Origin of the sequence: uncultured Idiomarina sp. (genome assembly GCF_964010655.1) — a bacterium.
In the GTDB taxonomy this organism is placed as follows: domain Bacteria; phylum Pseudomonadota; class Gammaproteobacteria; order Enterobacterales; family Alteromonadaceae; genus Idiomarina; species Idiomarina baltica.
Genome location: NZ_CAXGLS010000017.1, coordinates 1 through 25,841, shown reverse-complemented (window position 1 = coordinate 25,841; position 25,841 = coordinate 1). Strand labels below are relative to the sequence as shown.

The window sequence follows — 25,841 nt, the reverse complement described above, 5'->3', positions numbered from 1 at the left end:
AGTAAGCGGGAGCACCATGGCTGCTGAACAATTCAAACAACTGCAAGCATTTTTAGATAGTCAGGTATTAGGTCAGCCTGAGTTCACCAAGAACTTGTTAATCGCTGTACTCGCCGACGGTCACCTACTTGTTGAGGGTCCTCCTGGATTGGCCAAAACACGTGCTGTGCAAGCCCTTGCCAAAGGCATTGAGGGTGACTTTCACCGCGTACAGTTTACCCCCGATCTCCTACCTGCCGATTTAACGGGTACGGATATATACCGACCCGAGACAGGTGCCTTTGATTTTCAACAAGGTCCTTTGTTTCATAACCTGATACTTGCTGATGAGATCAACCGTGCACCGGCTAAAGTGCAATCTGCATTGTTGGAGGCGATGGCTGAGCGGCAAATTACCGTAGGCCAACGCAGCTATCCGCTATCTGATCTATTTATGGTCTTGGCGACCCAAAACCCTCTCGAGCAAGAAGGTACATATCCACTGCCTGAAGCACAGTTAGACCGTTTTCTCATGCATCTAAACCTAGACTATCCCGATGCCGACACTGAATTGAAAATTTTGCGCCTGACACGTGGCGAAGCGCTTGATGGGCAGGCGGTGATGCCGACCCCACTCACTCAGCGCCAATTGTTTGAAGCCCGTAACCAAGTGATGCAACTGTTCTTGGATGAAGCCGTTGAACATTATCTCGTGCAGTTAGTAATGGCGACACGTTCACCGGCCAATTACGATGAAACACTTGCCAGTTGGTTAACCTATGGTGCGAGTCCTCGCGCTACAATAGCACTTGAGCGCTGTGCTCGTGCTAACGCATGGCTCAATGATCGTGACTTTGTCACCCCAGATGATGTCCGCGAAGTGTTTTTCAACACTTTGCGTCATCGCATCATTATTAGCTATCAAGCAGAAGCCGACGGTATTAGCCCGGACACGGTGCTTGAACGTATACTCGAACTAGTTCCGTCGCCCTAATGCCAATGCAAAAATTAACAACTGAGCAGTGGCTGGAAAGGCTCCATACCGATGGTTTGCAGCCCAACATGCAAGAATTGATGTACTACCGCACTAAGCTACCCGCTTTTGCTCGTCATCAGCGTCAGTTGCCTGCGTCCTCGCAGTCTGGCGCGCTACTGAGCAAAACCCGCGGACGCGGTATGGAGTTTGATGAGGTCCGTCATTATCAACCAGGCGACGATGTGCGATCGATCGATTGGCGTGTCACGGCACGGACGGGTAAAGCACATACAAAGCTCTACCGTGAAGAAAAGGATCGTCCCGTATATATTGTGGTTGATTTAGCGCTAACACAACTGTTCGGCAGTCAACTCCTGTTTAAGTCAGTACAGGCGTGCCACCTTGCCTCTGCACTTGCTTGGCAAACACTTCAACGCGGAGACAAAGTCGGCGGTATCATTAGCAATGGGTGGTTACAAAACGAATACAAACCTAGTTTACAACACAAATCAGTGATGCACTTTTTACGCGGGCTCACGGAAGTTCACCAAGATAGTTTGCAGCGTTGGCAACAGCAAACACCACCGCACCCTGCACCACTGAATCAAAGTATCGAACATTTAACACATTTAGTGAAACCGGGTAGCTTAATAAACGTGATCAGTGATTTTGAACACATAGAAACAAAGACGCTGGAACAATTGGCGCGTTTAAATACTCGAAGTTCAGTAAGAAGTTTTAAACTTTTTGATCCGATGGAGCAACAACTACCCGCGGGTTATTCCAGTCAACCTTTAAGCATTCATGATGGCGAACGACAAGCCATGGTCAATTTAAATAATGCGCGTCAACGGCTTGATTATCATCAACGGGCGATGAGTGAGTTCGAGCAACTGTTTGAGCGCTTTAATCAGTATCGCTTACCGCTAACACGTGTAAGTTCTGCGATCGCCTTAGAACAACAATGGCCTGAATTACGGTGATGAGATGTCCGGTCTAATACAGCAAGCAGATATAAGTCAGTTAAAAGATATTGTAGAGCCGCCGAGTGCCTCAGTTCTTCCTCTCGCAACACCGATCTGGATTATTTTGATTGTGCTGATTGTGGGTTTGAGTATTGCTGTCATTTACGGTTGGCGTAGTCATTTACGTCGTAAACCATTACGTTACGCACAACAGGCGCTCAACCAGCTTGAACAACCCACAGTAAAAGAGATCACTTTCATTGCTAAGCGTGCAGCTTTAGTTTATTTTCCCCGCCAAGAAATCGCACCTCTCAGTGGTCGCACATGGCTCGAGTTTTTAGGTGCAAACGAACAACAGCATGCCGAACTACTCGCCAATGCCGATCGCTTGTTGTTTCAACCGGGACACAGTGACTGGGTCGAGCAATACCGTCAGTTAGTGGCAGACTGGGCTGGGCAATCACCGCGGAGGTTAACACGTCATGTTTGAGTTTGCCTGGCCATGGTTATTTTTATTGCTGCCGTTGCCGTTGTTTGTGCGCTATTTTCTACCCAAAGCACAGCAACAAGCTTCAGCAATTCGTATCCCTAATCTGCATGGACTGAGTGACGGTCATCGTGATGCCCGAGCCCGTCCCTTCATGTGGCTACTACTTTGGCTATGCTGGCTACTCCTTGTTATCGCTGTAGCACGCCCACAGTGGCTCGGCGAGCCACTACCGGTTCGCAATGAGGGACGTGAGATTATGCTAGCCGTAGATCTATCTGGCTCAATGGAAATTGCCGACATGACGCTCGATGGCCGTAATGTCGACCGTCTAGAAATGGTCAAAGCCGTACTTGGTGACTTCATTGAGCGCCGCAAAGGTGATCGCTTAGGACTGATCCTATTTGCCGATACCGCATTTCTTCAAACGCCGATTACCTACGATCGTAACACCGTGCAACAGATGCTCGACGAATCGGTGCTCGGCTTGGTTGGCGAACGCACCGCCATCGGTGATGCAATCGCCCTAGCTGTTAAGCGCTTCAAAGGTAAGCAACAAACTAACCGAGTATTAGTGCTTTTAACTGATGGTCAGAATACCGCAGGTAATCTATCGCCAGAGCAAGCGTTAGAACTGGCAAAAGCTTATGACGTCCGTATTTACCCGATTGCTGTCGGTGCTGAGGAAGTTGTTGTGGATAGTGTTTTTGGTCGACGTAAAGTCAATCCGTCACGAGACCTAGACGTACCTCTCATGCAAAACCTTGCCGATGAAACAGGTGGCGAGTATTTTCGTGCGCGCAGCACCGAGGAGCTCGAGCGCATTTATCAATTACTGGATGAGTTAGAACCGGTACAAGGCGCGGAACAACAGTTACGTCCACGAAAGGCGTTGTTTTTCTGGCCGCTTGCTGGCGCATTGATCTTACTAACACTCTTGAGCGTGATGCATTATCGTCCATGGAGAGGTGAACATGGCTGATTTTCACTTTATACGTCCCGCGTGGTTATTTTCCCTGCTACCTTTGGCGTTTCTTTATGCGCGTCTTTTGTTTATTGGTAAGCATCAATCTGGCTGGCATCAGTGGCTGCCAAAGCATCTTTCTAATGTTTTGGTTAACAGTGGTGGGCAAATGACATTTTGGTCCGCCCATCGATTAGGGCTTTTCTGGATCGTCGCAACCGTAGCGCTCAGCGGCCCGACCTGGGAGCGCCTCCCGCAGCCCGTATACCAGTTAGACAGCGGACAGGTCGTGTTGTTGGATATGTCACCCTCGCTGCTCGCTGAAGATATCAATCCTAACCGGTTGACGCGAGTACGTTTTAAGGCGATGGATTTAGTTCGTTCCGGACTCGACGGCGACACCGGCTTAGTAGCATACGCGGCTGACGCCTTTACTATTAGCCCACTGACCGAGGATAACAATAATCTGCTTACCCTCATCCCCTCCCTGTCACCTGAAATTATGCCGGTACCCGGTAACAATCCACTAAGCGCGCTCAAACACGCCGATCAATTACTCACTAACGCAGGCTATTCACAAGGCGATATATACTGGATTACCGATGGTATCGATAGTCAGGATATGGCCGATGTGAGTAATTACCTTCGTGCCACGGAACACCGTGTTTCAATTCTAGGTGTCGGTACAACGGACGGAGCGCCTATTCGAGATAAGGAGGGGGCTTTAGCCAAAGACAAATACGGGCAAGTAGTGGTTGCCAAACTGTACCCTGACAGGCTGCGCGATTTAGCTCATTTGACGGGGGGAATTTACGTTAACTCGACGTCGACCAATCAAGATATCGACCAATTTATGGCGCTTGAGCCCTTATCCAGAAAGGGCAAGCAGGGTGATATACAACAGCAAGGCGATCAATGGCTCGATATGGGTCCGTTTCTGGCTCTCTTACTGATTCCCATGGTGCTATTTAGTTGGCGGAGAGGCGGTACGCTGGGCAGCTATATTATTGGCTTTATTGGGCTCTCCTGCATGACGGTTCCGCAAAGCGCCTTTGCGCAGGAATCGACAACCGATCCAGGCTGGTGGTTAAATAACGAGCAGCAGGCTCAGCAGCTTTTGGAGTCTGACCAATGGCGGCGGGCAGCTGAACTGAGTAGAGATCCGCTTCGTAAAGGTGCAGCCCTTTATCGTCAGGGCGACTATGCGGCCGCCGCAGAACAATACGCGCAGCTTGATACGCCCACGGGATGGTATAACCGAGGTAACAGTTTAGCCCGTCAGGAGCAGTATCAAGCCGCTATCGACGCGTATGATGAAGCATTACTTCAACGACCTAATTGGGAAGAGGCCCAAGCAAATCGACAATTAATGCAGCAGCTTTTGCAACAACAAAAGCAACAGCAAGGTCAGAAACCAGGCGATAAAAATAAAGGTCAGCAAGATCAAGACGACCGTCAAAGCGGACAAGGTCAAAATGAGTCGGAGCAGCAACAAGACCAACAACAGGGCGACCAGCAAGGCGAGCAATCTAATCCTGAGGGTGAACAGGAGCAAAACTCAACAAGCAAAGACCGCCAACAGTCGCAACAGGAAGAGCAGAAACGGCAACAACAATCACAGCAACAGAAAAAAACATCAGATCCTGAACGCGAGCAGCGCAGTCAACAAACTGAATTTAGTGACGATATTGATCCCGAGCGAGCTCGCCAGTTAGAACAATGGATGAATCGCGTACCCGATGATCCCAGTATTCTGTTACGCAGGAAAATGTATTTAGAGAGTCAACGCAGGCAGCAACAAGGCGTGGGTGACCCAGAAGGAGTAGAACAAAAATGGTAAGTCGTTGGTATCGCTTATGTATTGCGTGTGTCATGGTTCTGGTTTCTTTCAGCGCCCACGCAGATGTCACGAACATCACGAGTACAGTCGACAAAAACCCAGTGATCGCAAACGAGTCGTTCATTTTAACGGTGACCTTTAATGACGACGTACCCAACTCGGTCTTCCAGCCAGATATTCTACTGAACGATTTTGTCGTCGGCCGCACGAGCGTCAGTCGTCAAACCTCGATTGTGAACGGTGACTTAAAAAAATTAACGCAATTTACCACCGTATTAGTTGCAAACGATCCGGGCGACTATCAGATTCCGAGCATCAGCCTTGATGGGGCGAGTTCAGATCCGATTACCATGACCGTTGTTGAGCCAGGCTCAGATGCTGCGAAACGCAGCGACAAAGTGGCATTTGTCGATGTGACATTAGATACTCAACAGGTTTTTCTACAACAGCCGATTCATTATATTGTGCGCCTCTATCTCGCCGCTGACCTTAACAAAGGTAACTTAGTCCCCCCGACTATGGAAAACGCAGATATCCGACAAATTGGTAAAGACGAAGAATACAGTGAAATGAATCATGGTCGCCGGTATCGGGTCTATCAGCGCACCTATCAAATTACTCCTAATCAATCGGGCGAGTTTACAATTGAGGGCGCACGATTCGACGGCGAAGTATACGCCTCGGGTCAGCGATCTATTTTCTCGTCCTTCTCTAATACGCAACCTGTCAGCGCCATTGCAGAGCCAAAAAAGGTCCAAGTTAAACCTATCCCCAAAAATTGGACAGGACACTGGCTTCCGAGTGATTTAGTGACAATCAGTCAAACCGTAAAGCCCGAAAAAGAGGAATATAAAGTGGGCGAGCCGATTTCAGTATCGTTGATGCTCACTGCGGTTGGCGTTAAGCCTGAACAGCTTCCTGATATTAACTACAACTACCCTGACAGCGTGCGGGTTTATCCAGATAACGAGAGTACGGATCAGTTCGTAAGAAACGGCATTAACATCGCTCAAAAGACGGTTAATTACGCCATTGTCCCACAGCAGCCAGGCGATCTCACGGTTCCAGGAATTGAAGTGCCTTGGTTTAATACCAAAACGCAACGGCGTTCAATCGCCTCGACCAATGACCTCAGCTTCACAGTCACCGGCGCCCCGATCACTCAAACACCTGACATGCCGTCAGCCCAACAACCCGAGAAGACAGTTGCTCCTGATGAAGTCATCGCAAGCGACACTGCGGCGGCACAACAGCAAGATGATTCAACCCATTACTGGGTTTGGTTAGTTATTGCGTTGATCATTGCCTTATTGACCAGTTTAGCCGTTAATGTCTGGCTATTTAAAAAACGTGAAAAACATGCTCACACGGGTTCACACGAATCAACTCAGTCGCAACCAGTCACTCAGAGTGAAGCTTGGCGTCAATTCCAACAAGCGTGTGCAAGTAATCAACCTAAACTTGCCGAACAGTCGTTGAAGCGATGGGCAAGACAAAACTTTGCGCAACGCATAACAACCCTTCAAGAGGTTGAACAGCTGCTAGCGCAACCCGCAAATACCCAGCTATCGGATGAACTCAACTCGCTTCAAGCCGCTTTGTATTCGGCTCAAAAGGTAGATAGTTGGCAACGAGGAAAACAGCTTTATCAAGCTGTCAGAACAGCCCAACAGCGTAGCGATACAGTATCCAAAGCCTCCTCACCATTGCCTCCATTATACCCCATTAAGTAAACCAGCACCGTTGCTGAGGGTAAAAAAAAACCTGGCATTTACAATGCCAGGTTTTTTTATTGCGCTCTTATTTAGGATTTAGGCTATTAGTCATCTGACTGTGAGCGTGAAATAGAGGCTTGCTCAACTAACGTCTCAATAAATGCTTGAAGCATTAATTGCGATTGACGGTTTTGAAGCTGCTGAACCACTTGCTGATTCGCTTCTTCACCCTCGATATCTGCTTCGTTCACTTTTGTTAACGCAACAACCGCAGCATCGCCGTTCGGCATTTCAATCGTCGTCAATGCGGGCGCATCTCCTACACTCGGTGCCTCAGAGAACAAGGCGCGTAACACTGCACGTGGATGGTTTTGATTATCCATGCCAATTGCATCTAATGTCATATAGTCAGCGTCTGGCTCACCTTGCTCACGCCACTGCTTCTTCCAGGCTTCAGCTTGCTCCAAGGCAAGCGCTTGTGCCTTTTGCACACGTAGCTGGCTAACAATTTGTTCGCGAACATCGTCCAACGGCTTAACCGCCTGAGGTTCGTGCTCTAAAACCCTGACAACTAACGAGCGATCATCTGCTGTTTCAATGACATCACTGTTTAATTTCTCATCAATCAGTTGAGGATCGAAAATACGATTAAGTGTCGCTTCGTCACTGAGCGCAGTAGGCGCGTTCTGTCGGGTAAACAAATCAGAAGTACGCACCGTCGAGTTAATGGCATCGGCCGCTGGCTCTAACGTATCAGGTTGCTCAAAGCTTACTTCCGCCAATTTTTGTTGTAACTCAAAGTATTTATCATCAACCTGTTGTGCTTTTAGCTTTTGACGAATTTCACCGGCAACGTCCTCAAGTGGTGTGACTTCGCCTGGACGAACATCAAGTAGCTTAATGATATGGTACCCGAATGAGGTTTCGACGATATCTGAAACATCTCCGACGTTTTCGAGCGCGAATGCGGCATTATCGAAATCCTCATCCATAGACCCTTTCGTAATCCAGTCTAGGTCACCGCCCTGCTCGGCGGAAAATGTATCGTCAGAATACTCTTTTGCGACAGCGGCAAAGTCAGCACCGTCATTGAGCTGAGCCAACGCTTCTTGCGCTTTTTCCTGAGCATTGTCGCTATCGCTTTCAATCAGAATATGAGCCACTCGACGTTCTTCGTCAGTGCGATACTGGTCAATCGAACCCTGATAATAGGCTTTGACTTCGTCATCGCTCACTTTAACATCATTGTAAAGTTCAGCTTTAGATAACTGGACAAATGCGACTTTGAGTTGCTCAGGCGTTTGAAACTGTTGTTGGTTTTCGTTGTAGTAATTTTCGATATCGCTATCACTCAACTCAACCTGGTCAACGAAATTGGCGTTTTCAGCAATAATGTAAGCGCCGCTGCGAGTCTGCTTTTGCAAGCGCTGCAATGCAAGTGCCTCTGCTGGTAGCGCAAATTCGGTCGCACCAATGGCTTGAGCGATCTGACTTCTGATCAAGTCATCACGTAATACCGTCGCAAATTGCTCTGGGGTATATCCCGCGTTACGCAGAGCCATCAAATAAATATCGTTATCAAATTGACCCGCAGAACGGAACGCTGGAATATCACGAATTTCTTGTTTCACACGTGCAGCAGAAACACGCATGCCGTGATCACGCGCGTACTGAACCAACAACTCTTGTTGAATGAGTTGTTCCAGCACATTAGCGCGTACCGATTGCATGTAACCCGGCTGCGAGCTAACCGCTTCAAACATGTCGCCAAACTGTTCTTGCAAACGATTACGTTCGTTCTCGTATGCGCGTTCCAACGCTTGCTGACTAATCTCAGCATCGTTGACCTCAGCCACCGTGGTTGTGGCGCCACCAGTCACATAGCTACCTACGCCCGCCAAGGCAAAGGTCAAAATAATCAGGACCAGAACGGCTTTCGCAGTAAAGCTCTGCGACCCTTCTCTTATCCGCTCTAACATAATCAGGACTTCCTTCAATCGCTCATTTTAACGGTGCAGTATTATATCTAAACCGCTATAAATCGCATCCTTTAAAGCAAAAAATAACCCGAAGCATCGGCTTCGGGTTACTCGTATCAGCAAATAAAAAGCGCTTAAAAGCGCCTTAAATTAGTTTACTGCGTCTTTCAGAGCTTTACCGGCTTTGAAAGAAGGTACTTTAGCCGCAGCGATCTGAATAGTCTCGCCCGTTTGCGGGTTACGACCTGTGCGCGCAGAACGCTCACGAACACTAAACGTACCAAAGCCAACCAATGCGACTTGATCGTCTTTTTTCAATGCATCAGTTACCGCATCGATCATTGAATCTAATGCGCGACCCGCAGCAGCTTTAGAGATATCTGCACCTGCAGCGATTTTATCAATTAACTGAGACTTGTTCACAGTATCATCCCCTTCGATTGTTATTATCAAGATTCCGTGGTTCCATTCGGATTATTAAGATGGTCCGAAATTGTTATATCAAGCTTATTCAATATCTTCAACACCCTTTTCAGTACGATGCGATGATAGAAGCTACTCGGAAATTGGTTACAACACCCGTATAAGCTTTAATCCTTAGGCTACCACAGTCGTAACAATTGAAAACCCTTTTTTAGTAAAATTTTAACGAAAAAATGCGGTCTGTAGAGCATTTCTAGCGCTCGAGACCGCATTTTGTCGTTGCTATATCAAAAAACTGAATAAAAAATTAAGTCTTTGTTGGATTTCGCTCTAAAGCGACCTCAAGTACCTCATCAATCCATTTTACAGGCTGAATCGTCAAGTCTTGCTTCACGTTATCAGCGATTTCCTTCAAGTCACGCTCGTTATCTTTTGGAATTAACACATGCTTGATGCCACCGCGATGTGCAGCTAGCAGCTTCTCTTTCAAACCGCCAATCGCCAACACCTCGCCTCGCAGTGTAATCTCACCCGTCATAGCCACTTCTGAGCGCACGGGTATCTTAGTTAACGATGACACTAAGGCGGTCACCATAGCAATACCGGCACTTGGACCGTCTTTAGGCGTCGCCCCTTCAGGCACGTGAACATGGATGTCGCGCTTCTCATGAAAGTCTTCTGCAATGCCTAGCTTATCGGCACGGCTTCTAACCACCGTAAGTGCGGTTTGAATCGACTCTTGCATGACATCGCCAAGCGAACCTGTTGAAGTAATCTTGCCCTTACCGGCAACATTTGTTGCCTCGATAGTCAGCAAGTCACCACCCACTTCTGTCCATGCTAAGCCTGTTACTTGACCAATTTGGTTAGCTTCTTCAGCCTTACCATAGTCAAAGCGCTGCACACCCAAGAAGTCACTTAAGTTATCCTGGTTGATAGTGACTTGTGTAATGGACTTATCCAACAAGATCGTTTTAACCGCTTTACGGCATAACCGCGAAAGTTCACGCTCTAAGTTACGCACACCGGCTTCACGCGTGTAATACCGGATAATGCCTAGAATCGCGCTATCTTCAACGTCAATTTCTTTCTTCTTCAAGCCGTTGCGATCAATTTGCTTAGGCAATAAATGTCGCTTAGCAATATTCAACTTCTCATCTTCGGTGTAACCCGACAGTCGAATCACTTCCATACGGTCCAACAACGGCGCTGGAATATTCATACTGTTAGAAGTGGCCACGAACATAACATCAGATAAGTCGTAATCGACTTCCATGTAGTGGTCGTTGAAATTAACGTTTTGCTCAGGATCAAGCACCTCAAGCAATGCCGACGCCGGGTCGCCGCGCATATCAGACGACATTTTGTCGATTTCATCAAGCAAGAATAGCGGGTTACGTACACCCACTTTTGACATCTTTTGAATCAACTTGCCTGGCATGGAACCGATATACGTTCGACGGTGACCACGTATCTCAGCCTCATCGCGCACACCGCCTAGCGCCATACGTACGTACTTACGTCCCGTCGCTTTGGCAATCGATTGACCTAATGATGTTTTACCAACACCCGGTGGACCCACCAAACAAAGAATGGCACCTTTCACTTTGGATGTGCGTTGTTGAACAGCAAGATACTCGATAATACGTTCTTTGACTTTCTCAAGGCCGTAATGGTCTTCATCCAGAATACGTTCAGCATTACCCAAGTCTTTCTTAATGCGTGACTTCTTCTTCCACGGTATGGATACCATCCAGTCGATGTAGCCACGGACAACGGTCGCTTCTGCCGACATCGGTGACATCATTTTCAGCTTGGAAAGCTCTGCCTCGACTTTTTCACGAGCCTCTGCAGGCATCTGCGCATCGTCGATTTTTTGCTGTAATTGCTCAAACTCGTCAACGCCACCTTCGCTCTCGCCGAGCTCCTTCTGAATGGCTTTCATTTGCTCATTCAGATAGTACTCGCGCTGGCTTTTTTCCATCTGCTTTTTAACACGGCTACGGATGCGCTTTTCAACTTGCAGAATGTCGATCTCGCTTTCCATCAGCGCCATCAGATACTCCAAGCGCTCACGGACATCGGTAATTTCTAAGATATGTTGTTTCTCGGCTAACTTGAGCGGCATATGTGCAGCCATGGTGTCAGCCAAACGATCACATTCATCAATTCCAGACAAGGAGGTCAGTACCTCCGGCGGAATTTTTTTATTCAGCTTCACATAGCCTTCAAACTGGTTCATTGCCGAGCGGACCAGTACCTCTTCCTCTTTTTCAGGCAATGACTCAGATGCTAAGTAATGAATACTCGCCTGAAAATAGTCGTCACTGTCTTTGAGTTGATCAAGTTCAGCGCGTTGCTGACCTTCAACTAATACTTTGACGGTGCCGTCAGGTAGTTTCAGCAATTGTAAAATACTCGCTACCGTGCCGACACGATAAATGTCCTCTTCCGTAGGCTCATCAACCGATGCATCTTTCTGGGCTGCTAAAAAGACACGTTTATCGCCATCCATTGCAGCCTCTAAACAACGGATAGATTTTTCGCGACCCACGAACAGTGGAATCACCATATGGGGGTAAACCACTACATCACGTAATGGGAGAACAGGCATATCTAGTTGCTCTGTACGTTCTTCGCTCATCAAATTCTCCTGACCTTAGTTCTTTCTTTAATATGTGGTCTATATGGCAAAGTTCAACGGTTTGCATAAAAAAAGGGCCGAAATGGCCCTTTTTGTCAACTTTGGGCAATACACACCCGCTTATTCGCCTGATGCGTGTTTTTCATCCGACTGATTTGAGTAGATTAAAATAGGGTCTGATTCGCCAGCTACCACTGATTCATCCACCACCACTTTAGATACGCCGTCAATCGAAGGAAGATCATACATAGTACTCAATAATACACCCTCGACAATAGAGCGTAAGCCGCGTGCACCGGTCTTACGGTTCATTGCTTTCTTAGCAATCGCTCGCAAGGCGTCTTCACGAAACTCGAGCTCTACATCTTCCATTTCGAACAATGCGGAGTATTGTTTCGTAAGCGCATTTTTCGGCTCACGCAAAATTTCAACGAGTGCATCTTCATTGAGTTCATCGAGCGTTGCCACGACAGGTAAGCGACCAATAAACTCAGGGATCAAGCCGTAGCGAACTAGATCTTCTGGTTCAACCTGACTGATGATTTCACTTTGCGCCGCACTGTTGGGGCTTTTTACTTGAGCGCCAAAGCCAATGCCTGTTCCAGTCGCTAAACGTTGTTCGATCACGCGCTCAAGCCCAGCAAACGCACCACCGCAAACGAACAAGATTTTCGATGTATCAACTTGCAAAAATTCTTGTTGTGGATGCTTACGCCCGCCTTGTGGAGGTACAGAAGCGACCGTGCCTTCAATTAATTTCAATAACGCTTGCTGCACCCCTTCACCACTCACATCACGTGTAATGGATGGATTTTCAGACTTACGCGAAATTTTATCAATTTCATCAATGTAGACAATACCACGCTCTGCTTTCTCAACGTCATAGTCGCATTTCTGCAGAAGTTTTTGGATAATGTTCTCTACATCTTCGCCCACATAACCTGCTTCCGTTAGCGTGGTCGCGTCCGCCATGGTGAAAGGAACATCCAAGAATCGCGCCATTGTCTCAGCAAGGAACGTTTTACCTGAGCCAGTCGGACCAATCAGCAAAATATTACTTTTACCCAGCTCAACGTCATCTTTGCCTTTACCTGCGTTACGCAACCGTTTGTAGTGGTTATAAACCGCCACTGACAATACTTTCTTGGCACGCTCTTGACCGATGACATAATCGTCCAAGTGCTTACGGATTTCTTTGGGCACAGGAAGCTTATCGTGTTCAGGTGCCGCAGCAATATTTTGAATTTCCTCCTTCAAAATATCGTTACATAAATCGACACACTCATCACAAATAAACACTGAAGGCCCAGCGATAAGCTTTTTCACCTCATGCTGACTTTTACCGCAGAATGTACAGTAGAGCGGCTTTTCACCGTCGCCTTGCGTTTTATCGGTCATTCGACTCTCCTACTACTCTTCGCCGCGCTTATTCAATATGCCGTCGACTAAGCCATAATCGACTGCTTCAGGCGCAGTCAAGAAATGGTCGCGATCCGTATCACGCGCCACTTTTTCGTAATCTTGCCCAGTATTCTCAGCTAACATACGGTTTAGGCGCTCTTTCAGATCCAATATTTGCTTCGCATGGATCTCGAAATCTGAAGCTTGTCCTTGGAATCCACCAAGCGGTTGATGAATCATCACGCGTGAATTAGGCAAGCAATAGCGTTTACCCTGTGCGCCGCCTGCAAGCAAGAATGCGCCCATGCTGGCTGCTTGACCCATACATACAGTACTCACATCCGGCTTGATAAACCGCATGGTGTCATAAATCGCCATACCCGCAGTAACAACGCCGCCGGGAGAGTTAATATAAAGATAAATGTCTTTATCAGGATTGTCTGATTCCAAAAACAATAATTGGGCAACAATCAAATTAGCCATGTGGTCTTCGACCTGTCCACAGCAAAAAATGACACGCTCTTTCAACAGTCGCGAATAAATATCGTAGGAGCGCTCACCTTTAGAGGTTTGCTCTACAACCATCGGAACGAGCTGTGCCATGGGATCCTGAATATCGTTAGACATGAATGATAAAGCTCCTAATAAGAAAAAGGCTCGTATGAGTTACATACGAGCCATTAAACCAAGCAGTGACGGAGCTCGTCAAGGACTCCGTCGATTTATCCTCGCGGATAGATTATTGCTTAGGGTTCATGATGTCATCGAAGCTCGCTTCTTTCTCTGTCACTTTAGCTTTATCAAGTACAAACTCAACCGCTTGCTCTTCAAGCGCAACATTACGAATCTGTTGCATCATGTCGTTGTTAGACTTGTAATACTCAATGACTTCTTGCGGATCTTCGTAAGCTGAAGCAGCGTTTGCGATAATCGTATCAACACGCTCGTCTTCTGCTTTCATCTCGTTAGTACGAATGACTTCGCCTAACAATAGACCCACTTTCACGCGCTCTTTTGCTTGTTCTTCAAACAATTCAGCAGGTAAATTAGGCATTTGCTCGGCGTTACCACCAAAGCGTTCTGCTGCTTGTTTACGCAATGCATCGATCTCTTGATCGATCATCGCTTTTGGCAATTCGACTTCGTTGTGCTCAACGATGCCTTTCAATACTTGCTCTTTAACTTTGCTCTTAACCGTGTTGCTCAGCTCGCGTTCCATATTTTTGCGAACTTCCGCTTTTAATGCATCAACACCGCCTTCTTTCACGCCAAACAAAGCAACAAACTCATCGTTAAGCTCTGGCAGTTCGCGTTCTTCGACTTTCTTAGCCGTAACCGCAAACTGTGCATCTTTACCTTTAAGGTTTTCAGCGTGATAGTCTTCTGGGAAGGTCACCTCGATGGTTTTCTCTTCACCTGCTTTAATGCCTTTGATCTGATCTTCAAAACCAGGAATCATGCGGCCTTCACCCAGTTCAAGTGCAAAGTCAGACGCCTTACCGCCTTCAAACTCTTCACCATCAATTGAACCCACGAAATCCATGGTTACGCGATCGCCGTCTTTAGACTTACGCTTAACTTCTTTCCAACCCGCGTGTTGCTTGCGCAACGTCTCTAACATGCTATCGACATCAGCATCAGTGACTTCAACAGTGGGTTTTTCAATTTCGATCTTGTCGAGGTTTTTAACCTCAACTTCTGGGTATACTTCAAAAGTTGCAGTGAACTCTAGGTCTTTACCTGGTTCGTTAACTTTAGGCTCGATCGCCGGCGCACCTGCAGGGTTAATTTTTTCCTGCATGATCGCTTCATAGTATTTGCTCTGCATTACGCCAGATGCGGCACGAGAGCGTGCTTCGCGACCAAATAGCTTCTGCAATACGTGTGGAGGAATCTTTCCCTTACGGAAACCATTCACACGGCGGTGACGGTATTCTTCTTTTAATAAACGTTTTACTTCGTTATCAATAACGTCCGCCGGTACCGTAATCGTCACACGACGTTCTAAACCTTGTGTTGTCTCTACAGAAACCTGCATTGCCTTTTTACCTCGGTTTCAATCAGTGAAGTGTTGCTTGCCCTTAAAAGCTTACTCAGTTCACACCAACCAGCTCACACCAGTCGAGTGTAACCCAAGGGACTTTAACGCAAACAACGGCGTTATCCTTTAAAAATGACGCAACATTATAGCGGGTCAGAGGCGAATAGTCGAGAGTGAATTCTGTACTGAACAGCACGAGCTGTAAAACGGAAGTGGTATTCAGGGACGCGATTTTTATCGCAATGCACTAACGATGAAATTACGAATGGTCGGCGAGACTGGATTCGAACCAGCGACCCCTTGGACCCAAACCAAGTGCGCTACCAAACTGCGCTACTCGCCGATTATAATAAGGATTTTGAAGAGAAGAAGTGGGGTGGATGATGGGACTTGAACCCACGACAACCGGAATCACAATCCGGGGCTCTACCAACTGAGCTACACCCACCACTGTATTGAATCTTCATGGCGCGTTCTGGCGCACCCGGCAGGATTCGAACCTGCGACCGACGGCTTAGAAGGCCGTTGCTCTATCCAGCTGAGCTACGGGCGCAATCGAACATTCCTGCTACCCTAATGTCAAAATGGTCGGCGAGACTGGATTCGAACCAGCGACCCCTTGGACCCAAACCAAGTGCGCTACCAAACTGCGCTACTCGCCGTTTTTGACATCTGGTGGTGACAAGCAATGCTGCCTGACAACGGGGGCGAATATTACCCATAAGTTTCCCGTCCGTCAAACTTTTTTTGGCAAACGGCGGTTGTTTGGCTACTTTTGCGCCAAGCTGACCATTATTCCGACAATCAGTGACAATGAACCTAAAATAGCGGTAAACTATGCAGCCATTCAAAGCTTTTTCAATTCCAATTTCATTGACAAGCAAGGGTCCCTATATGCCTGCACAGCTAATTGATGGTAAAGCAATCGCTGCAAACATCAGAGCATCGGTAAAAACACAAATTGACGAACGACTGAGCGCGGGCAAGCGTGCGCCCGGTTTAGCTGTCGTTTTAGTCGGACAAGACCCCGCATCAGAAGTTTATGTGGGTAATAAAAGACGCGCCTGTGAACAAGTCGGTATTCGTTCGTTTGATTATGACATGCCCAGTGATACATCACAGACTGCACTCGAGCAACTAATTGATGAACTCAATGACAACCCCGATGTCGACGGTATTTTGTTACAACTACCCTTGCCTGCTGGCCTTGACGCAACGCCGATTCTCGAACGCATTCACCCGCACAAAGATGTGGATGGCTTTCATCCATACAATGTCGGTCGATTAGCACAACGAATACCCGCTTTGCGTCCGTGTACTCCAAAAGGCATCATCTCTTTGCTAGACAGTACACAAATTGATTTACACGGACTCAATGCAGTGGTTGTCGGCGCATCCAATATCGTTGGTCGACCGATGAGCCTTGAACTTTTGTTAGCAGGCGCAACAACCACCGTATGTCATCGCTTCACCAATGACCTAGAAAAACATGTAAGACGTGCCGACATTGTTGTCGTCGCCGTGGGTAAGCCCGAATTTATTCCAGGTGAATGGATCAAAGAAGGCGCAATCGTTATTGATGTAGGCATGAACCGACTGAATGATGGTCGCTTAACAGGTGATGTCGAGTTTGACACGGCTGTACAAAGAGCCGGTTGGATCACACCAGTACCGGGTGGGGTTGGTCCTATGACCGTCGCTTCACTGATTGAAAATACCTTGCAAGCGTGCGTTGAATACCACGACCACACTGAGGCCTAATTAGACGAATTAACGATAACCGCTGAGCATCCGATGCTCGGCGGTTGCTGTTAACGGCCAAAACGGACTTCCTGTGATTTGTTGTGCTAGCTGACATCGTGAAACCTTTGGAGCCAACGCGGCTAAAACTTTGTCGGCGATCGGTATCTTCAATTCAATGCACCAAGTGACCTCAATTTTCAATGTCGTTGCACTAACGTACGCTTCTTCGTTCTCGGCCGACTGTCTTCTCGCCCAGTAGTGATCAACAGGAATTTCCTCGATCCAGTTCTGCGATTCATTATTATAGCGGCGCTCTTTAAATTGATTAACCATCGCCTCTGTGGGTTGGACGATGTCGATCTCTGAAAACTGCAAACCGTGTAATTGCTGCGCAGCAACTGCCTTCAATATATTTTGCCAACTTTCTATGTCTTTATCTTTAGGCGTCAAACTCGCCATGGTGGCCGCCAAGGTCACGCGCATCGGCCGCTTTTTGCCATGGTTGATAGCCCCGACCCGCGCAGCATACTGGCTTGCAACAAACAGTGTTTGCTGTGCCCACCAAAGATAAAGTACTTGCGCCAGCAGTAGCGCAAACAGCAGCATGATTGGCAACACCACAACCGCCTCGACAAGGCTCTGCCCGCGCTGATAACACAGCTTATTAGCGTGTTCCGATAACACGGATAACGACCTCGTTACCTTGCTGCTCAAATGGCAAGGAATGACCCAGTAAGAGTGATGGGTCAACGTTCTTTAATTGTGTTCGCATGAGTAATTGTTCGCTGTAAAAGGCATCTGGTAGGAATCGCCATTCAGTAGAAAACGGCCAAGCAGGCACCACGTAACGTCCCTGTCGGGCTAATTGCGCCTCGGTAAGTGCAAAAACACCATAACGTTGGTAGTGGTCACGTTGCGCTTGGATCAGCATGACCAATTGCTGTTGCCACTGCAGGCGCTTCTGCGCCGTGTCTTGCCAGCGCCAGCCGACTAACGATACTTGCCAAAAACTAGCAAGTATCGCCGTCGCCAGTACGACCTCCCAAAGGCTAAACCCTCGTTGATTCATTAGCCTTGGAAAGTCACGGTAAGGGTGCCTGTTGAAAAGCTACTCGAGAAAGCTTGATCCTGATAATCACGCGCGAGTCTATTCCCCTCCTCCTCCGAGGAGATTCCATCAAGGTTTATCGAGTATCGATTTAGATCTCCGACATCTACAGCAATTGTAATATCACCACCCCATGGGTTTTTACCGATACCATCCGCCCAATCGGCAGGAACCGCACCAATGCTGCTCAACTCGGTCATGCTGATACCGGTAAATTCGCCACTGGCCGGTTTCCACATTTGTGCCCCCGCTTGAAGTGTCGTTATCAGATTCTTCGCTTCCGATACGCGCGCATTTCCAACCGCCCAATCACGCAATACCAAAGTCCCCAATGAGGCTATGGCAATAATGCTCAGCACCGCCAAAACTTCGATAAACGTAAATCCTTGTTCCTTTGAACGCATCCTAATCACTCCTTGAAAAACACTAAATCGATGTCATCACCGCCATCATGGTGCTACCTACAGCACTTAAAAGCATCAGTATCAATGCCGTGATGAGCAAATAGCACAACACAATCCATACCCGTTGCTGATACGCAATACTGCGTTGTATATCAACATAGCTTCGCTGAGCGACACTAACGAGCGCCTCACGTTGCCCATTAAATTGCTGCCGATGGCTAATCCGGAACAGCTGTCTCGGTAACAGTAATCCCGTATCAAGCACAGTAGCTAGGCTCACACGACCTTGTGCTAACCGTTGTTGCATTCGCTCTAAGTGCCAACCTGCGTAAGGCGATGCAACGCGAATTAACACAGCAAAAATAGTATCGAGTGCAACGTGATGATGCATGAGAACAGCGACTAGTCGTGTCAGCCATAACGCATTGATGGCTCGGAATTGAGCAAATAGACCATAGCGTTCAGCCTGCAGACGCTGACGCCCTACCCAGTTGTGTGCCAACCAGCGCCATGCCATGACTAAGCATGTCAATAAGCCAAGTAGCCACCACCAACCGCTGGCAATGATGTTGCCAATATTGATGACCCATTCCACGACGGCTTCTGAAGAGCCCGATTGACTATAACTGAGCAATCGCGGTAAATAATGTGTTGCGGCATAGGCATAAGCCAAAAGAACAGTAAATAAGACCGAAATAGGATAGGCTAATTGTCGATAAAACGCCCAACGTAACCGCTGTAGTTCGACGACAATGTCACGATAGTCATTCAATAGTGGTGTCAAACAGTTGTATTGCTGGCCGATAATAAAGAGCTCTAATAAATCTGGCTTGAGCTCCCCCTTTAACGCGTGCCCAATGGTTTGACCCCGCCGTAAGCCCGCCTGCAATCGTTCCGCTAATTTCTGCTCCGCACGTAGTTTAAAGTAGGCCGCTTGTGTGCGCATCGCCTCAGCCGCTTCTTGCGGTCCACTGCCATCCTCTAACCAGATGCAGTAGTCCTCAACCCACTGCCACTGCCGCTGTCGTCCAATTTTATTCATTTCGCGAGCGGCCCTTCTACCGAGTAATGGTATTCGCGAGGCGTCTCACCCAGTATCTGAGCTGCGCCTCGTTCGGCTAAGCCGCGCCAGCCGCAACGCGTAAGGTGCTCTCGCCAGCCCGCATAATCGTGACTGAGAGCAAATTGACGCGCGACTTGATCAAGCACTAAATATTCAGCGACGAGTGTTGCGGTGCCATCGCGATACAGTAGACGCTGTGCGATGAGCCCTCGCAACACGCCCGGCGTTAACAATTGCTCCATTGCTACCCCCAAATCGCGCAGACGTTCCAACGCAGCCAAAGTGTCAGTTGCGTGCAATGTCGCGGTCACCAAGTGACCCGTTAACGCAGCCGTTATAGCCGCAGCGGCTGTTGACCCATCGCGAATTTCACTCACAGAAATCACGTCTGGATCCTCTCGTAATGCCGTCTTGATGGCTGTCGCAAAACCTTCCTGATGGCGCGTTGAGTCGATCCAGCGTTGCTCAACATGAGGTTGTTTCAGTTCAACCGGATCTTCAAACGAAATTATTTTCGCCGACTCACTAAAGCGTTGATGAATAGCCGCCAAGGTCGTCGTTTTACCATGCCCCGTTGGACCGACGACGAGTAGCAGGCCACTGCGTTGTGCCAACATACAGTCGACACCTTTGATGATATCAGGCTCAAACCCGAGAGACTCAAGCGTGAGACTGGGCGCCATTGTAGTTGCCAGTAATCGTAAGGTGACCGCAAAGCCGTCGCTTAAAGGCGACTTTTGCAAACGTACTTTTATCTCAGATAGATGGTTGCCGTCTTGTCTGAGCGGCACTAACAGGCTCGCACTATCAGTGCTTTGTTCATTGAACACTTGATTGTAGTCATCACTGCGCGTATTCAACGCCGCGGCAATGGCCTCGGTCATTGCCTCACGATTACGCTGATGATGGTCCACTAAAACTCCTTTGACTCGATAACAGGTTCGACAGAAGTGTTTACTGAATCGCAAGTGGATATCTGAAGCTCCTTTTGCCAACCCCTCGGCGACGAGGTCGGACAGCAGTTGCTGGGCATGTGTTTGGTCCGTTGTCTCTGTTGGCTGTTCTTGCGGCGGCCGCCCCGTGCGATAAGTCAGTAACGCTGCTCGTATCACGCGAGCATCGGCAAGGGCTAATTGCACCGGTTGCTGCGTGTAATCCCGTAATAGCTTTTCCAGATTCTCTCGTTCCAATCTTGCTTCCTCAAACACTCGTGCCGAGCAGACTAACAACCCCGACTCTGTTGCTAGCATGGCTTTATCGTCGCAGCCCTCGTCGTGCCACTGGTTTAAAAGCATTTCACAGTATTGAAAGATAACAGGATGAATCGTACAGCCGTAAAGTGCCTTTGCATCTAAGTGCGGCATCGCATCTAACATTAAAAGCAACTCCCTTGTTTTGCCCAGAACCACTCACCATCGGCATCGCGCAAGCGCCACTCAGACTGAGCAATACGAATACAGTTTTTAGGCGGACGAGGCGCTGCAACGGAGGTCGGTCGTAGCAGTTTTTGCTGCTGCGCAATCTCGACTTGCTTCTTCAACCAGTTCAGTTGTAATTCAGCAAAGGCTAAGTCTCGCTTCTTCTGTTCCATCGCCACTTGCCATGCCTGGTAGGCTTTTAATTCGGTTTTTAATTGTTCGCTCAATGCCAAGGGATCGGTCGTTTTACTCACGACTTGCTGAGCAGTCAGCGGCATTGATAACGGTAGGCAAAAACTAAATAAGCTCAGCCATTTGGGAGTCCAGCGTCCATTGCACAGACCAATAGCCATGTTGGTACCTCATTGATAATGAAGAAAGAACGAATTGCGGATGGCTGACAAGCCAATCGGCTAATCGTTGCAAGTGTCGATACGACATCATGGAATAGGCTAGGCGCCATTGTGTCGCACTCAACTGAGTCACTTGCGCATCATAAAAAGTAGTTTGATATGCCGCCCACAGTGCGTCAGCGGCGCCTCCAGTGGGAGCAGTTCCTTCACGCTTCTTGCTAGGGAGTATACGCGTTTCAACCTGTGTTTTACTTTGCTGAGAGCCGGTTAATTGGTCGGGTAATTGCCACGATAAACGCAGTGTAGTGCCACTCAAATCAATCTGAACCAACTGCTGCTTTGCAGCAAAAGGATGACTCATGAGGGACGCTATTTCTGCGATCGCACTGACACTATCTAACTGAAAAGATGCCCTTTCTTCCGTCTCGATTGCCTCAGTGGTGGGGTGATTCAGCACGTAGTACATGCCACCAAGCAGGATGAGCAATAAGCCCAGACTTCCAACCCCTATCTTGATCGCAGTTTCTGAACGTCGTGTCAGTTGCTCGCCGGGGAGCAATTGTAAAAACGTATCCGACCGATACATATCGCTACGCTTATCGCCGATCCAAGCCTCGGGCGCAGGCTGTTGAGAGTACCAGCACCAAACCGAGGGGGACGTTAAATCCTTGTGCTGTTCTCTCCATTCAACGACACGTCTCATCAAACCAGCGACGTCTCCTTGTTCAATCGCAACCAAGCGACCGCTTTGCCAAACAACCAGACGAGCAGGCTGAGTATCGGCAATAATCCATCCACAGGATGCGGTGTGTTGCCAGTCAGCACGAAGGCAGAATAAGGGATCGGCGCCCGGTTGTTGACTCATACTTAACCACCACTGCTGCATGAAAAATGCTATCCCGCAAAAAGGATAATTCCATTGCGCAATGATGCCGAGAAGCTGCTTCCTTGATGGCTTCTTGACACCCAGTCTTAATCGAAAGCTATGAGTAACCCACTCACTCATTGTTCACCCCGACAATTCGCGGCGTGATGAGTAAAAGCGTCTCGCTGTTTTCCCGCGATTTTTGCTGTCCGCCCCCCAGTAACCAGCTCACCCCTGAACGCGTCCGTCCCGCTTGGACAGTTTGATTACGAAACCCAGTCAAAAGAAGTGTTTCTTCGTGACCCACAAGCGCCTTTAGAAAAAAGTGTTTGCGAGATGTGTGCGGTGTTTGAATCATATTATCGCCTGACTGAACGACGTTCATCCCCTGCAACGCGCTCATTTGCGAAGATAGATGCAAAAGTACATCGCGTTTTAAAATGTTGGGTAATACAAACATTCTAAAACCTGTTGTCAATTTGCCGGGCTTGAGGCGTTGTTGCTGTCCCACATAAGGTGTCGTGCTGACTTCTGATTCAGCCAAGTAAGCTTGCTCTTCCTCGACCAATAACTGCGCCACTTGATGATTTAATGTCAAAATACGCGGATGATGACTGACTTTGACCTGTCCTTGCTCTTGTAACGCTTGCACTAAAATGTCGATGGAATTTCGCGGTCCACTCAACGGGCTTAGAATAAAACGTCCTGCGGCTTGCTGTAACCAATTATCAGAACCACTTTGCGACGTTAACCAAGGCGTGCCTTGACTTGTACGTCGTACACTCGACCAATCCACGGTAAACTGCTCCGAGTCATCAAATCGAACCTCGATCACTTGTACATCGAGTGCTACCTGACGAGTCAGACTCTTGTTCAACTGGTTAATATAGCGATCGACCTGCTTAATCACGCTGGGCGTATCTTTCACAAGTAACGCGCTCGCATTGGCGTTAAGCGCCACATGCCCCTGATCCGACAGCATGAGTGTTATCGCTTGCTCTAATTCCTTCCACGCCAATGACTGACTTGAGCTGAACCCCAATTGTCCAGCCTGATCGCCCTGTGCTTGTTGGGCGGCCTGTTCATTCAAGGAAAACTGGGTCGTGCCAGCAAGAAAAGCTAAGTCATAACGCTTCACTTGGTAACGTTTCAAATGAACCGCATAGGGCTCGTATTCAACAAATAATTGCTGCCCATTGCTAAGCCAAGCAAGCCACTCACCCACAGTGCCGGAAAATTCACTTGAAATAAGTCGTTGCGCATCGACTTCTGGGTCAACTAAAACAGTGACATTTAACGGCGTAAATACGGTCTGAAGCGCTTGCAGTAGCGGTACTTTTAATAGCTGTGTCTGCAAGGGTTGGCTATACCAAATAGGCTTATCAACCGTGCTTTTAGCAAGCTCTGGCACATAAAACTGCTCACTCTCGATCACCGTATGCGGAGTTTGAGGCGTGAGTTGGTAATCATATTGAGAGGCTAAGTGCTGATGCTGTTGCTCACTGAGTGCATCCGCCTTGGCGATAAGCGCAGCAGGGTCATAGCTACAGGCTACGCAGATCAAACAAACACCCCATGCCAATATCACTCGAGCACAAATCACAGTGGTGATTCCTGATAACGGACCACAGCGCCTTGATTAGCATACAAGACCAGTTGTAGACCAAAAGGCTTAAGTAAGCGGGTAAAAAAAGCCTGCCAAGAATCGGCTTCGAGCAAATAGTCTGTCGGCCATTGATGGTGATGGGACGCCTGCCAATCGACCACTTTAATCGCCAAGTGTTGTTTGAGTAAGCGAATGACTTGTGGTTCGAGTAATCCTGCGCGCACCATCGCTGAGACACCGCGGTTTTGCGATTGCCAATGTAAAGAGGGCTCTACTTGAGCCGGTCCTAGATCGAGTGATAAGCAATCTTGCGCCGAACTAAGGGGAATGATACCCACCGTTAACGTGACAACCAAGGCTTGATATAAACATAATTTTTGCAGGGTCATGACCTTTACTCAGCTAAGTTAAATCATTAACTCAAACTTTATAAAGCGCATAAAAAAGGGGCGATACACCATCGCCCCTTTATTGAGTAAGTCATGGATTATTTCTTATCAATAACCCATTTACCGCCCTTGTAATGAGCCTTCCAACCGGTCTGCTTTTTATTGACCTCGGTCACTACATATTGCTCTTTGTTTTTTCGCGAGAAGCGGACGATAGCCTCGTTACCCTCGTCATCTTCCTGTGGCGCTTCAGCAAGATACTTAAACTTGTCAGGCAAACGGTCTTTAAACCGCGCAAGCTCTTTTACCTTAACCGCTCGTGTCTCACGCGACTTAGGAAAGGTGTTCGCTGATAAGAAAATACCTGAAGCACCATCACGTAACACAAAGTACGCGTCCGAATCCTCACACGGAAGCTCCGGCAACGGTACAGGATCCTCTTTGGGTGGCGCGGGTTCTCCGTTGCGCAACAACTTACGCGTATTCTTGCACTCGTCATTTGTGCAATCAAAATACTTACCAAAACGCCCCGTCTTGAGCTGCATCTCCGAACCGCATTTATCACACTCAATGGTCGGTCCGTCATAACCTTTTATACGAAACTCACCCTTTTCAATGACATAACCGTCACAGGTCGGGTTATTACCGCACACATGGAGTTTACGCTTCTCATCAATGAGGTAGCTATCCATTGCGGTGCCGCATTTAGGACAACGTTTCTTAGCACGTAACGCCTCTGTCTCGCGTTCATCCTCATCGGTCACCTTAACCGCTTCTTCGCCTGGCGTTAAGTTAAGCGTTTGGGTACATCGCTCTTTAGGTGGCAAATTATAGCCTGAACAACCTAGGAATACGCCCGTTGATGCCGTACGAATACCCATCTCGCGTCCACACTTGGGACACTCAATGTCGGTCATAACCATTTGGTTGCCGCGCATTCCGCCTTCATTTGGGTCGCGCTCGGCTTGTTCTAGATTGGCTTTAAAGTCCTCGTAAAACTTATCGAGCGTTTCTTTCCAATTACGCTTGCCAGCGGCGATATCATCGAGCGCCTGCTCCATCTCCGCGGTAAAGTTATAATTCATTAACTCGGTAAAGTTCTCAATGAGTCGATCATTAACGATTTCACCCATTTTTTCGGCGAAAAAGCGGCGATTCTCCACTTTAACGTAGCCGCGGTCCTGAATCGTTGAGATGATCGACGCGTATGTCGAAGGACGGCCGATACCGCGCTTTTCTAATTCTTTGACCAAGGACGCCTCGCTATATCGCGCCGGCGGCTTGGTGAAATGCTGCTGCGGCTCCAACTGTTGCAACGCTAATATTTCGCCCTTGCCAATATCAGGCAGACTCATGTCACCGTCTTTCTTCGACGATGACGGTGGCAGTACTTTGGTCCAACCCGCGAAACGCATCACACGACCGCGCGCTTTGAGTTCGAAGTCGCCCGCCTGTGCAGTTAGCGTTGTGCTATCGTA

The 25,841-nt window shown here is 48.1% G+C and carries 23 protein-coding genes and 4 tRNA genes; 7 read left to right on the top strand and 20 right to left on the bottom strand.

The window, feature by feature from the left end; translation table 11 throughout:
* The first annotated feature begins 16 nt into the window (after positions 1–16).
* From ABNS04_RS06165 to ABNS04_RS06140, 6 genes are read left to right on the top strand one after another with little or no spacing between them, the layout of a single operon-like run.
* Positions 17–973 carry a MoxR family ATPase gene (locus tag ABNS04_RS06165; protein WP_006955143.1) on the top strand — a complete coding sequence of 319 codons (957 nt, stop codon included), beginning with the start codon at positions 17–19 and terminating at the stop codon, positions 971–973.
* Between the two features lie 5 nt (positions 974–978).
* Positions 979–1,938, top strand: coding sequence for a DUF58 domain-containing protein (locus tag ABNS04_RS06160; protein ID WP_040487790.1), 960 nt, complete (start codon positions 979–981; stop codon positions 1,936–1,938).
* 4 nt (positions 1,939–1,942) lie between these two features.
* The gene (locus tag ABNS04_RS06155; protein ID WP_272977613.1) at positions 1,943–2,410 is read left to right on the top strand and encodes a DUF4381 domain-containing protein; all 468 of its coding nucleotides are present in this window, start codon (positions 1,943–1,945) and stop codon (positions 2,408–2,410) included.
* The gene (locus tag ABNS04_RS06150) at positions 2,403–3,389 is read left to right on the top strand and encodes a VWA domain-containing protein (RefSeq protein WP_006955140.1); all 987 of its coding nucleotides are present in this window, start codon (positions 2,403–2,405) and stop codon (positions 3,387–3,389) included. The genes ABNS04_RS06155 and ABNS04_RS06150 overlap by 8 nt, the downstream gene beginning before the upstream one ends.
* The gene (locus ABNS04_RS06145) at positions 3,382–5,211 is read left to right on the top strand and encodes a VWA domain-containing protein (protein ID WP_272977610.1); all 1,830 of its coding nucleotides are present in this window, start codon (positions 3,382–3,384) and stop codon (positions 5,209–5,211) included. Before ABNS04_RS06150 ends, ABNS04_RS06145 begins: the two co-directional genes overlap by 8 nt.
* Entirely contained in the window at positions 5,205–6,944 is a 1,740-nt protein-coding gene (locus ABNS04_RS06140) for a BatD family protein (protein WP_272977609.1), read from the top strand. The genes ABNS04_RS06145 and ABNS04_RS06140 overlap by 7 nt, the downstream gene beginning before the upstream one ends.
* Positions 6,945–7,030: 86 nt before the next feature.
* On the opposite strand, the gene ABNS04_RS06135 is transcribed toward ABNS04_RS06140, so the two are convergent.
* The 10 genes from ABNS04_RS06135 to ABNS04_RS06090 form a co-directional block, all read right to left on the bottom strand.
* Positions 7,031–8,905 carry a SurA N-terminal domain-containing protein gene (locus tag ABNS04_RS06135; protein ID WP_272977608.1) on the bottom strand — a complete coding sequence of 625 codons (1,875 nt, stop codon included), beginning with the start codon at positions 8,903–8,905 and terminating at the stop codon, positions 7,031–7,033.
* A gap of 150 nt (positions 8,906–9,055) precedes the next feature.
* On the bottom strand, positions 9,056–9,328 hold the full coding sequence (hupB, locus tag ABNS04_RS06130; RefSeq protein WP_011234253.1) for a nucleoid-associated protein HU-beta: 273 nt from the start codon (positions 9,326–9,328) through the stop codon (positions 9,056–9,058).
* Between the two features lie 307 nt (positions 9,329–9,635).
* Positions 9,636–11,972 carry an endopeptidase La gene (lon, locus tag ABNS04_RS06125; RefSeq protein WP_272977607.1) on the bottom strand — a complete coding sequence of 779 codons (2,337 nt, stop codon included), beginning with the start codon at positions 11,970–11,972 and terminating at the stop codon, positions 9,636–9,638.
* Positions 11,973–12,092: 120 nt separating this feature from the next.
* Positions 12,093–13,370: an ATP-dependent protease ATP-binding subunit ClpX gene (clpX, locus tag ABNS04_RS06120; RefSeq protein WP_006955133.1), complete on the bottom strand. Its 1,278-nt coding sequence runs from the start codon at positions 13,368–13,370 to the stop codon at positions 12,093–12,095.
* Positions 13,371–13,382: 12 nt separating this feature from the next.
* Positions 13,383–14,000, bottom strand: a complete 618-nt coding sequence (gene clpP / locus ABNS04_RS06115) for an ATP-dependent Clp endopeptidase proteolytic subunit ClpP (protein WP_006955134.1) — start codon at positions 13,998–14,000, stop codon at positions 13,383–13,385.
* Positions 14,001–14,112: 112 nt separating this feature from the next.
* Positions 14,113–15,411, bottom strand: coding sequence for a trigger factor (tig, locus tag ABNS04_RS06110; protein WP_272977939.1), 1,299 nt, complete (start codon positions 15,409–15,411; stop codon positions 14,113–14,115).
* A 269-nt stretch (positions 15,412–15,680) separates the two neighbouring features.
* Positions 15,681–15,757, bottom strand: a tRNA-Pro gene (locus ABNS04_RS06105).
* Positions 15,758–15,786: 29 nt separating this feature from the next.
* Positions 15,787–15,862 (bottom strand) — tRNA-His (locus ABNS04_RS06100).
* A 28-nt stretch (positions 15,863–15,890) separates the two neighbouring features.
* A tRNA-Arg gene (locus ABNS04_RS06095) sits at positions 15,891–15,967 on the bottom strand.
* A 32-nt stretch (positions 15,968–15,999) separates the two neighbouring features.
* Positions 16,000–16,076, bottom strand: a tRNA-Pro gene (locus ABNS04_RS06090).
* Positions 16,077–16,308: 232 nt separating this feature from the next.
* Between ABNS04_RS06090 and folD the strand changes: the two genes are divergently transcribed.
* A complete protein-coding gene (gene folD / locus ABNS04_RS06085) occupies positions 16,309–17,175 on the top strand; it encodes a bifunctional methylenetetrahydrofolate dehydrogenase/methenyltetrahydrofolate cyclohydrolase FolD (RefSeq protein ID WP_272977938.1) in 867 nt (288 codons plus the stop codon).
* 9 nt (positions 17,176–17,184) lie between these two features.
* Here folD and ABNS04_RS06080 read toward each other — a convergent pair whose 3' ends face one another.
* The 10 genes from ABNS04_RS06080 to ABNS04_RS06035 all read right to left on the bottom strand — a co-directional run.
* Positions 17,185–17,841 (bottom strand): TadE family protein, encoded by a 657-nt coding sequence (locus ABNS04_RS06080; protein ID WP_272977937.1) that lies wholly within the window; start codon positions 17,839–17,841, stop codon positions 17,185–17,187.
* A complete protein-coding gene (locus tag ABNS04_RS06075; RefSeq protein WP_272977936.1) occupies positions 17,822–18,226 on the bottom strand; it encodes a hypothetical protein in 405 nt (134 codons plus the stop codon). The genes ABNS04_RS06080 and ABNS04_RS06075 overlap by 20 nt, the downstream gene beginning before the upstream one ends.
* Complete coding sequence (locus tag ABNS04_RS06070; RefSeq protein WP_272977935.1) at positions 18,226–18,669, bottom strand: prepilin-type N-terminal cleavage/methylation domain-containing protein; 444 nt, start codon at positions 18,667–18,669, stop codon at positions 18,226–18,228. Before ABNS04_RS06070 ends, ABNS04_RS06075 begins: the two co-directional genes overlap by 1 nt.
* Before the next feature lie 22 nt (positions 18,670–18,691).
* The gene (locus ABNS04_RS06065; protein WP_287830894.1) at positions 18,692–19,711 is read right to left on the bottom strand and encodes a hypothetical protein; all 1,020 of its coding nucleotides are present in this window, start codon (positions 19,709–19,711) and stop codon (positions 18,692–18,694) included.
* Complete coding sequence (locus tag ABNS04_RS06060; RefSeq protein ID WP_006955117.1) at positions 19,708–21,108, bottom strand: ATPase, T2SS/T4P/T4SS family; 1,401 nt, start codon at positions 21,106–21,108, stop codon at positions 19,708–19,710. Before ABNS04_RS06060 ends, ABNS04_RS06065 begins: the two co-directional genes overlap by 4 nt.
* The gene (locus ABNS04_RS06055) at positions 21,108–21,503 is read right to left on the bottom strand and encodes a hypothetical protein (RefSeq protein ID WP_272977933.1); all 396 of its coding nucleotides are present in this window, start codon (positions 21,501–21,503) and stop codon (positions 21,108–21,110) included. The genes ABNS04_RS06060 and ABNS04_RS06055 overlap by 1 nt, the downstream gene beginning before the upstream one ends.
* Complete coding sequence (locus ABNS04_RS06050; protein ID WP_272977932.1) at positions 21,448–22,509, bottom strand: hypothetical protein; 1,062 nt, start codon at positions 22,507–22,509, stop codon at positions 21,448–21,450. Before ABNS04_RS06050 ends, ABNS04_RS06055 begins: the two co-directional genes overlap by 56 nt.
* Entirely contained in the window at positions 22,502–23,971 is a 1,470-nt protein-coding gene (locus ABNS04_RS06045; protein ID WP_006955120.1) for a pilus assembly protein PilN, read from the bottom strand. Before ABNS04_RS06045 ends, ABNS04_RS06050 begins: the two co-directional genes overlap by 8 nt.
* Positions 23,968–24,363, bottom strand: coding sequence for a hypothetical protein (locus tag ABNS04_RS06040; protein WP_006955121.1), 396 nt, complete (start codon positions 24,361–24,363; stop codon positions 23,968–23,970). The genes ABNS04_RS06045 and ABNS04_RS06040 overlap by 4 nt, the downstream gene beginning before the upstream one ends.
* Positions 24,364–24,461: 98 nt before the next feature.
* Positions 24,462–25,841 (bottom strand): DNA topoisomerase (locus tag ABNS04_RS06035; protein ID WP_348671230.1); only part of this gene is annotated, 1,380 nt, incomplete at its 5' end.